General features: G+C 42.0%; 12 protein-coding genes and 2 pseudogenes. 6 read left to right on the top strand and 8 right to left on the bottom strand.

The genetic code is table 11. The features are described from left to right. The coding region (locus tag PLA23_RS06870; protein ID WP_324474583.1) for a hypothetical protein at window positions 1-450 on the top strand (450 nt) is incomplete at its 5' end. Further along, on the top strand, window positions 447-644 hold the full coding sequence (locus PLA23_RS06865; RefSeq protein ID WP_324331726.1) for a hypothetical protein: 198 nt from the start codon (window positions 447-449) through the stop codon (window positions 642-644). The genes PLA23_RS06870 and PLA23_RS06865, both read left to right, overlap by 4 nt. 50 nt (window positions 645-694) lie before the next feature. Here the strand turns inward: PLA23_RS06865 and PLA23_RS06860 are convergent, their stop codons facing one another. Beyond that, the gene (locus tag PLA23_RS06860) at window positions 695-1294 is read right to left on the bottom strand and encodes a DUF8196 domain-containing protein (protein ID WP_324474581.1); all 600 of its coding nucleotides are present in this window, start codon (window positions 1292-1294) and stop codon (window positions 695-697) included. Between the two features lie 203 nt (window positions 1295-1497). Then, window positions 1498-1779: a hypothetical protein gene (locus tag PLA23_RS06855; protein WP_324331729.1), complete on the bottom strand. Its 282-nt coding sequence runs from the start codon at window positions 1777-1779 to the stop codon at window positions 1498-1500. 148 nt (window positions 1780-1927) lie between these two features. Here PLA23_RS06855 and PLA23_RS06850 point away from each other — a divergent pair, with 148 nt between their 5' ends. Beyond that, on the top strand, window positions 1928-2215 hold the full coding sequence (locus PLA23_RS06850; protein ID WP_324331731.1) for a hypothetical protein: 288 nt from the start codon (window positions 1928-1930) through the stop codon (window positions 2213-2215). A 376-nt stretch (window positions 2216-2591) separates the two neighbouring features. On the opposite strand, the gene PLA23_RS06845 is transcribed toward PLA23_RS06850, so the two are convergent. Together PLA23_RS06845 and PLA23_RS06840 are read right to left on the bottom strand one after the other, a co-directional pair. Next, window positions 2592-2933: a hypothetical protein gene (locus PLA23_RS06845; RefSeq protein ID WP_324474579.1), complete on the bottom strand. Its 342-nt coding sequence runs from the start codon at window positions 2931-2933 to the stop codon at window positions 2592-2594. A gap of 55 nt (window positions 2934-2988) precedes the next feature. Further along, window positions 2989-3435 (bottom strand): UvrD-helicase domain-containing protein, encoded by a 447-nt coding sequence (locus PLA23_RS06840; protein WP_324474577.1) that lies wholly within the window; start codon window positions 3433-3435, stop codon window positions 2989-2991. A 275-nt stretch (window positions 3436-3710) separates the two neighbouring features. Here PLA23_RS06840 and PLA23_RS06835 point away from each other — a divergent pair, with 275 nt between their 5' ends. Together PLA23_RS06835 and PLA23_RS13770 are read left to right on the top strand one after the other, a co-directional pair. Beyond that, complete coding sequence (locus tag PLA23_RS06835; protein ID WP_324474575.1) at window positions 3711-3935, top strand: type II toxin-antitoxin system HicB family antitoxin; 225 nt, start codon at window positions 3711-3713, stop codon at window positions 3933-3935. Next, on the top strand, window positions 3932-4084 hold the full coding sequence (locus PLA23_RS13770) for a type II toxin-antitoxin system HicA family toxin (RefSeq protein WP_502883600.1): 153 nt from the start codon (window positions 3932-3934) through the stop codon (window positions 4082-4084). Before PLA23_RS06835 ends, PLA23_RS13770 begins: the two co-directional genes overlap by 4 nt. Here the strand turns inward: PLA23_RS13770 and PLA23_RS06830 are convergent. The 3 genes and pseudogenes from PLA23_RS06830 to PLA23_RS06820 all read right to left on the bottom strand — a co-directional run. After that, window positions 4046-5128, bottom strand: a pseudogene (locus tag PLA23_RS06830) (ISL3 family transposase); the annotation flags it as partial. The gene PLA23_RS13770 and the pseudogene PLA23_RS06830 overlap by 39 nt on opposite strands. Before the next feature lie 24 nt (window positions 5129-5152). Further along, window positions 5153-6235 (bottom strand): annotated as a pseudogene (locus PLA23_RS06825) (ISL3 family transposase); the annotation flags it as partial. A 158-nt stretch (window positions 6236-6393) separates the two neighbouring features. Beyond that, window positions 6394-7980 (bottom strand): C45 family autoproteolytic acyltransferase/hydrolase, encoded by a 1587-nt coding sequence (locus tag PLA23_RS06820; protein ID WP_324474573.1) that lies wholly within the window; start codon window positions 7978-7980, stop codon window positions 6394-6396. A 593-nt stretch (window positions 7981-8573) separates the two neighbouring features. Here PLA23_RS06820 and PLA23_RS06815 point away from each other — a divergent pair. Next, window positions 8574-8945, top strand: a complete 372-nt coding sequence (locus tag PLA23_RS06815; RefSeq protein WP_324331963.1) for a hypothetical protein — start codon at window positions 8574-8576, stop codon at window positions 8943-8945. Here PLA23_RS06815 and PLA23_RS06810 read toward each other — a convergent pair. After that, on the bottom strand, window positions 8896-9330 hold a 435-nt coding region (locus PLA23_RS06810), incomplete at its 5' end, for a hypothetical protein (protein ID WP_324474571.1). The two genes, PLA23_RS06815 and PLA23_RS06810, sit on opposite strands and share 50 nt — an antisense overlap.

Here is a 9330-nt window from a genome sequence, read left to right as displayed (position 1 = left end):
TCTTCCTCGGTTATCGGGCAGGGATCCACCTACGCTGCAAGTCTCTTTACCAGCAGTATTGCATCGATTATGCGGGATCTGCGGGTACAGAACGGCGAGGTGAGGACCATAATCGGTGCAGACGCACACGGTCCGATAGGAATTGAGGAATACACAGGACAGACCGGAAACCAGACACAAAACCGGATCGGATGCGTATTTGAGATACCAGATAACCGGACGATACAAAAGGATGAGATCCGGTATTCCGGGCTTCTCATGAGCGGGACGTATGCATCCTCGCGGCATCTTAAAACATCAGAGATGTCGGCAGCAACCATGGTCAACGGAACCGGAATAATCCTTGCACGGGCATCATCTCAGGATCAGACAAACAGGACTGCTCATTCCAGTGATGTCACCGGCCGGATGAATGTGACCGAACGGATCATATTCGGAGGAGATGCATGAGTACTGAAACCATCCTCGCCGGGATATCCATTGCGATGACGCTGCTCAATACCGGGGTTGTTACAGGGATGTACGTGTATATGGTGCGATCTGCACGGAATGTGATATGTACCATTCGGGCAGGAGAAGACGGAGAGGTGGAGATCGATGATCCGTTTATTGCGACGGGATCATCCCCTTTTTCCCATTTTTAATCGTCGTATCTGAATAACCAGAAAAAAATCGGTTTTATTGTATTCTGATTTTACCAGACTTTCGGGACAAAATTTTCCGGGTTGATAATACTGGCACTATCACCCGTTGCACGAATCACAAAAAGTCCGTTCTTTTCAGCCATTGCCGCTGTTCCGGCATCTTCTGAGAGAAACGCAACCGCCCCGTATACCTTCTTGTCTGCATATTCAGGCATCCAGTTCTTTGCCTGCTTGAGCTTCCTGAGAAAATTCCTGATATCTTCCGGCCTGAGCGTGGTTTTTACCTCAACAATGACGATCTCATCCCCGTTTATTGCAATGATATCAAACTCATAATCAACTCCGTCACGACGCCCGGCTCTTCGTTTTACTGTGTCAGTAACCTGTATCCCGCGTTTGTTCAGAAGAGCAAGGATATCTCCTTCCACCAGTGATTCTACAAGTTTTCCCCATTGGGAGGTAAATAATCGTTCCAGTTTATTTAACTTTTTATCAGTCTCCCTGAATTTTTCACTCAGAATCCGGTCAGTTTCCTTGAATTTTTCATCTGTTTCCTTAAACTTTTTATCAGTCTCTTTAAACTTTTTATCAGTCTCTTTAAACTTTTTATCAGTCTCCTGAAACATGAGCCAGACTTTTTCAAATGTCAAAGGCCCGTCAGATAATGAATTATCTGGTGAGGACGAACTTTTGGGTTTTGAAGACGGAGTCATATATGATTACACTATTGCTCTGTGAGATATTATCCTTTTTTTCAGGATTTTTAAACAGAAATGTCAATATCGCGTACAACCGACTAATTTTTTTAATAATAAAAGAAAGTCGGATGTCATTTTGATTGAATCATTTTTTTTCAAAATATGAAATCATTCCGATTCTTATAATCCCTGGTGTTTAGTACAGCCATATCGGAAGGATTATTCTCTTTCAAAGGCCCTACCCGTTCAAACCACCTGTATCCTCCCGGAGGCCCTGTAGAGTCACACCAGTGACAGGAGAACACACACATGGCAGATTTTGTCGCAAAGTCGACGGTAAAATCAGAAGAACGGGTCCTTGCAACGCCGTTCGCAAGCAAAGCAGCATGAAGCACCATCATCTGCACCATCCTTGCCGACAACCCGTAGGGATGCACCCCGTACCTCTCCGGCGGAGAGAACCTTCCGGCTGTCCAGAAGAGTGCAGAAACCTACACCGGAACCATCGTCTACGAAAACACCGCCGGAAAACAGATCCGAAAGATCAGTATCCGTGCACCATCATCCGCCGGATTTGATACCGCCGTGGCAACCATCCTGGCAAACGATGCATTGCAGACCGCAATCGGAGGAACTGCATCACATGACAGCTCGGAGGACGGATTCAGGATCACCCTCAAATGTCATGCCGCATCCGGAGAACTCTACAATGTGACCTTCAAACGGGACAAAGTGACCGTATCCAGCTTTGACGCTGACAACAAAAACACCGTATGTCTGCGTTATGGATGTCTCAGACAGCGATCAGGATTCGGAAATGATCAGGAAAGCCGGATCAATTCTGCATCATTGCAGAAAACCCGGCCTGAATAAAATGTTTATCACTGGTAAGGGCATTTTTAATACGTCGTTCATTCATGACCACAAATGACACACAATCAGTAAAACTCCAATTCTTATCGTCTCGGTTAGAAAAAAGTCTCCATCCTTTTTCTCATAATTCAGGATTAACATGCAAAATGGTAACTCTTGGGGAACGACGGATATTGCGATAAAAAGTCTTCACGGATTCCCTGAATTTAGGATTGGATAGAGCATTGGCGGTCTCTTCAATTATTGAAGATGTAGTTATACATACCCTTTTTTCATCAAATCCTGATACAGTATATTGGTTGATAGATGAAGTGAATTCTTTTGGTTTAATAACGCAATCCAGCATGCCGTATCAACGAATATCTCATCTGTAGGATCATTCATTCTTCGCCCTTTTGTCAGTTCCATAGAGATAGTGATCATGTTCATGTGCAAGATCAGGTATCCCTGTATCCACAGCTAATGAGGCAATATTAAACGCAGGATCCAGTTCAGGATTTTCCTCGTAATCTTCCTCAGAATCAATAATTATAGTATATTTTTTGCCCGGAACAAGTTTTATTTCATCAATCGGCCGTAGAACAGAACCATCAAATACTACGTCCATTGTTGTTGCCATACTATCCCTCCAGGATATTGTTATAGTATCTGTATTACCTGCATCTTTGTTATTTCGTTGGGTAGGTATATCGTTGAATTGAAACGGAACCGGGACCATCTGGTTTCAGGGCCGTCTTCAGATCACGTAAGATATCCCCAATCCGGTCCGGATTTTAAATTGAACTCACGGTCAGATTCAGTTCCCAGCCGACCCGCATCAGGTATGCCATCTCCTGGTTCTCATCCAGAATCCCCCAGGAACCATATCCGAAATGATCCTCAAGAAGATGAAAACAGAACCCGTGAATGGTCCCGACATATATCTCATCCAGCCGGGCACATACCGCATCTTCCCCCAGTTCCCTGACCCGTGAATACATCCTGTTCTTCATATTTGCTGCGGCTTTTTCGGTAAACGTAAACGCCACAATAGAAGCAGGCTCCACATGATCAACCAGGAGCAACGATACAATCTTTCTCGTCAGCGTCCCGGTCCTGCCGGCCCCTGCACCGGCAATAATACGGACATGCGGTGATTGTGTCATTATTGCTGATTGCTGGCTTTCAGAGAGCGGTCGTGGCTGATGAAGGATGGCGGAAAAAAGCGGATTGTGTATCATGCTATCTGGTGCAGTATATAAGCATAGAATGACTGCATGATACATGACGATTTCGATTTTATATCATATAGGATATACAGAAATTTTTTGTTATGGACTCAGGCTGGTTTTCTCAAACATTTTCCATCCGGTGGTTCTCGGAAAAGATATCGTCTCCGACTGCTGGAAAAACATTACAGACTATTCAAAACAGTTCTCATCAGACACACACTACGGGCAAATCATAATGAAAGAACAAATACATGAATATATGCATATAATCAAAGGATGACAATATGAACCGATATAAATTTTCAGTCATTATAGAGAAGGACGAAGATGGCTATTATGCATTTGTTCCGGAGTTGAAGGGATGTTACTCCCAGGGGAACTCATATGAAGAGGTATACGAACGGATACAGGATGCTATCAGACTCTGTGTAGAAGACCAGATTGCATGTGGTGAAGCTGTCCACCAGTTTGAACACGTAAGTCTTACGATGGTAGAACTGGCAGTATGACCGATAAATTACCCCGGATCACTGCCGACAAACTCATTCCCATTCTTGAAAAAAAAGGATTTACACTCGTTCGGCAAAGTGGCAGTCACAAAATATGGCTCTTCGTCGTTTCAAGTGGGTATGCTAAATTCAAGTTGACCGTACCTTAAGTAGATCATCGTCATAAAATTCTCATCATTACGATACCCTCGTGCATTAACTTTTAAAGCCTGAATAAGACTATTAAGGCCTTCTAGTAAACCATTTGTGTATTGATCTTTAAAGTAATTTAAAATCCCATCCCAATGCTCCTTAAGTGTCCTTGCAACCATTACCATTGGATTAATTTTAGAGTGAGTAGCCCAGAAGTACCATTTTTTAAAGTAAGCATACGCCGACTCTAAATCCGGCATATTCCAAAGACCTTTTAGACTTAGTTTTAGATTATATGCTTTCGCAGTCTTCAGATTCATATCTTTAAGGCTCCCTAAGATTTTCAATTGTTTTTCAGTTAATGATGAAGGATTTTTAAGCCAAATCATTCGCGTATTTTTTAAAAATCCATTTAATTTCTGTTCTATTCTTCTCACTTCATCTAATGCCCCGTTAACTAGTTTCATTACGTGAAATTTGTCGAAAATTATTGAAGCATTTGGAAAAATATCCTTTATCCCTTTAATGAATGCAGGAGACATATCGATGCAGAAATTACTTATTTGCTCCAATGAACCGTTATGTGAATTTAAAGAGTCTGCAAAGGATCGTAATGTTGCTGAATCTTTTCCTTTGCAAATATGAATAACACGACCAGTGTCGAGATCAGCAAAAACAGTAATGTATTCATGCCCTTTACGCCTGGATGTTTCATCTACTCCGACAGATATTACCTCTGAAAAATCAGCAGTATTAATAGCCTCTTTTACATAGTGATCAATTACTCTCCATATCTGTTTGTCACGGAGTCCAAACTTTTTTGCAATTTGAGAAATTTGCATAGTTTGTGCAAATAGAAGAAACAGTGCCTCCATTAAAAGCGTAAATCCACTATTCTCTCTCGCCCAAGGCACTTTTACTTGTCGAACACCACAATGAGGACAAATTATTCGAGGAATTCTACCATGTAAATACGTTTGATGTTCAAAAAAATCTAAATGACGCCAGGTACGTTTATTTGTATCATGGACAGAACAGTCTAATGTATTACATTCAGGACAAGGAAATTTCGGCTCTTCGTCGTTTCAAGTGGGTATGCTAAATGCAAGTTGACCGTACCTTAAGTAGATCATCGTCATAAAATTCTCATCATTACGATACCCTCGTGCATTAACTTTTAAAGCCTGAATAAGACTATTAAGGCCTTCTAGTAAACCATTTGTGTATTGATCTTTAAAGTAATTTAAAATCCCATCCCAATGCTCCTTAAGTGTCCTTGCAACCATTACCATTGGATTAATTTTAGAGTGAGTAGCCCAGAAGTACCATTTTTTAAAGTAAGCATACGCCGACTCTAAATCCGGCATATTCCAAAGACCTTTTAGACTTAGTTTTAGATTATATGCTTTCGCAGTCTTCAGATTCATATCTTTAAGGCTCCCTAAGATTTTCAATTGTTTTTCAGTTAATGATGAAGGATTTTTAAGCCAAATCATTCGCGTATTTTTTAAAAATCCATTTAATTTCTGTTCTATTCTTCTCACTTCATCTAATGCCCCGTTAACTAGTTTCATTACGTGAAATTTGTCGAAAATTATTGAAGCATTTGGAAAAATATCCTTTATCCCTTTAATGAATGCAGGAGACATATCGATGCAGAAATTACTTATTTGCTCCAATGAACCGTTATGTGAATTTAAAGAGTCTGCAAAGGATCGTAATGTTGCTGAATCTTTTCCTTTGCAAATATGAATAACACGACCAGTGTCGAGATCAGCAAAAACAGTAATGTATTCATGCCCTTTACGCCTGGATGTTTCATCTACTCCGACAGATATTACCTCTGAAAAATCAGCAGTATTAATAGCCTCTTTTACATAGTGATCAATTACTCTCCATATCTGTTTGTCACGGAGTCCAAACTTTTTTGCAATTTGAGAAATTTGCATAGTTTGTGCAAATAGAAGAAACAGTGCCTCCATTAAAAGCGTAAATCCACTATTCTCTCTCGCCCAAGGCACTTTTACTTGTCGAACACCACAATGAGGACAAATTATTCGAGGAATTCTACCATGTAAATACGTTTGATGTTCAAAAAAATCTAAATGACGCCAGGTACGTTTATTTGTATCATGGACAGAACAGTCTAATGTATTACATTCAGGACAAGGAAATTTCGGCTCTTCGTCGTTTCAAGTGGGTATGCTAAATGCAAGTTGACCGTACCTTAAGGAGCATATAGAGAGATTGTATCCGGTTATCAGTGATTATGCAGCGGCCTTTTTAAACAAAATAATGGTGAATCAGGAGAATCACATGAAACCCCTCACGCTCTCATCTTTTTTGTATAGGCGATAACATATGAAAAATTCGTAGCCGCTTTTCCAAACGCCACCATCTTCATATTCTTATCCTGCTCAAGCACTCCTTTGTTCTGCCACCAGATCCCATTCCAGTACTGGTCCAGAAGTACTGACCACAGATTCCTTCTCTCCTCAAACGATTCATGATCCATATCCTGCACAGCATTCCACATACCAGCATCAGCATCTTTTTTGAGTTGATACACAAGATATTCCGGGGTTTTCCCAACCAGCATTGTCACATAGGTACCGGTCTGCCCGGGGGATTTTGTCCCCCACCAGGGCTTCCCCGGATTTCCTAGACAGACCGAGACCTGATTAAGGACAGGAGCGGCAATGAAAGAGTAGAGAGATCCAACATCAGGTCTGAACCGGTTAATCGTATTTTTGCTATACGGATCATCCCGGTGCCATTCCCGACCATCCCACCAGCTGCAGGATTGAAGTATATCCTGGGAGAATGAGAAATTAACCGGTTGGTTATTCTCCTGAATCATCTTATCCGCGGTCAGATACCGGTAATAACTTGAGGGGTAATACTGCTCCGGATCCCAGGGTACCTGTGAACGATTCATTGCCGGCTCAAGATAATGATTTGTTGCAATGATATACGCAGAGATGCCGGTCGTATTTGGAGACCTGATTGCATACTTGTTCCGGGTTGCCTCAATCACTTCCATATCACCGGTATGGTCAACCAGGAGGCGGTTTAACGCAAAAGCCCTGGTGATATTCAGGAGTATCGTCTCCGCTTCTGACACGGATTTCGCAGTCATTCCTACATATGGGATCTCAAGAAATCCGGTAATTCCAGGGCCTGAGTCTCCGGTATCATCCGCCGGTGATGATGTGAGAAGATAAACCAGTCCTGCTTCATTGACCACAGCATTGCTCCCCATTCGTCCGGCCCCGGAAGGAATGACACACGAAATCCCGGTATCCGGATAGAGGGCAAGCACAACAGAGTACGAATTAGCCGGAACCTGGTAATAATCAAAATTTGTCCCGGCTATGATACCGTTTTGGTCACGAGGATCAGATGATGCAAATACGGTGCAGTGCTCATCAGGGGCCGGTCCCTTCCTGGCCCCAAGACTCTGGATAACAAGAAGATCATCAGGAGTAAAGGGGATTCCCTGCTTATTCATGGCATCCGATACACCCTGAAAAAAGAGCATGAAATCGACTTGTTTCAATTCGGTTGAGATATACTTCCGGGATGTTTTTATCGAGTTTAAAACTTCTGAATACGATTTTCCGGATAAGGCACTTGCCCATGCAGCATCCCTGACAATGGCAATATATTCCGGAACCTGAAGGGCATATTGATATCCCATCTCATACGGACTCCCGTTCAGGATGACAACCGGCATAACACCGGGAGGAGGGACCGGGCTTTTAGATACCGGCCCTATGAATGCGGTTCCTTTTTGGTCTGGATCCTTATTACTGCACAGAAGATGAGGAGAGCAGAACATAAGGACCAGGAAGAGGAGTAAAGCGATAATGAGGGTGCAGAAGAGAATCCGGGTGTGTATGGTGTGTTTCATGATACCTCATATTCTGGCCATCTAATCTCGAATTGCTATTCATTATTGATAATCCATTGATAATTATTGTATCTCACGGATGAGGAGACCTCATATGACGGGTAGCATAGGGGAGTTCATGAAAACTCATATAATGAGGAACACGAAGGAGGATTCTACATTTTTGTGTACCTATTCACCCGGTATCAGCGCCCTGATTTCAATCATCAACAGATCTCCTCAAATAAGAGTTCTCTTGTTTTAAAAATTCAGGAACTATTCAGGATCTGACTGCTCCGCTCTTTATTTTGAGCGAGAACGTTTCTATACCAGAATCAGCCCATAAATTGTTATTAAAAACAGAAACCCATAAGGATAAGAAAGAGATTATTTGAACGCGTGTACCACAATAGACGAATGACATATATACTGAAATTACGGTCGAATAGAAGGAAGAGTGTTTTTTAATAGAGTATACAGTATCTGAACTCCTTTCACCGGAGCTGAAAATTCCCCCTGTTTTTTCAATACCCTGATTATCAGAGACAACCGTACCTGTATATATGAGTCAACCAACACCAACCTGACGGGCAATAAAAAATAATCTGACATGAATGGATGCAAAATCCCTCATTTCTCTTATTCATGATCTTTATGCCCTGAATAAGGAAAACAAGGAGTTTTTGCAGGGAAGAGTAGGGGGAGAAGCAACATATGCCAGTCTTTGTGAAAATGCTGCCAAAAAGATCAAACATGAGTTCTTTCCTGAACGGGGATTTGGAAAAGCCAGAATTGCCCAGGTAAAAAAGGCAATTGCCGGGTATAAGATAGCTACCGGAGATCCCATTGGAACTGCTGGTCTGACCCTCCAGTTTATCGAACAGTTTGTAAAATTATGCGCCGAATATGGGGGCCATGAAGAATTAAAAAAACGGATTATTGAAGCCGTGTTGCATTCCAGTAATAGAGATTTGAACCCTCAATGATTTCAGAGTCTCCATATCCATAGGTGCCGTTAAAGGAGAGGCCATCGTCGGAGAGAATAAATCTGACTCTCCCCTTTTCTTTCCAGGTTCCGGTGAATATCTTTCCATCATCTGTAAGTACACCCTCAATTGTACCGGGTTCAACAAGATCGATGACCGTTTCATTTTTTGGCTCATAGGTACCAGTTACAGAAGAGCCGTTTTGAGACAGATGTAAAATATCAACATCAGAGATCCATTCTCCAGTCCAATCTGTTTCCTTACCTCCTTCAACGATGATACGGGTCCCATTCCATCCAGCTGAGTTCTTTTTCCCTATTGCATCCTCAGATTCGTAACTCCCATTAAACACATGTCCATCATCAGAAAGAATAAATGAGCACGT

It is taken from the genome of Methanospirillum sp. (assembly GCF_035406105.1).
In the GTDB taxonomy this organism is placed as follows: domain Archaea; phylum Halobacteriota; class Methanomicrobia; order Methanomicrobiales; family Methanospirillaceae; genus Methanospirillum.
Note: the sequence above shows the minus strand (reverse complement) of the source record. Positions and strands in the feature narration are given on the sequence as shown.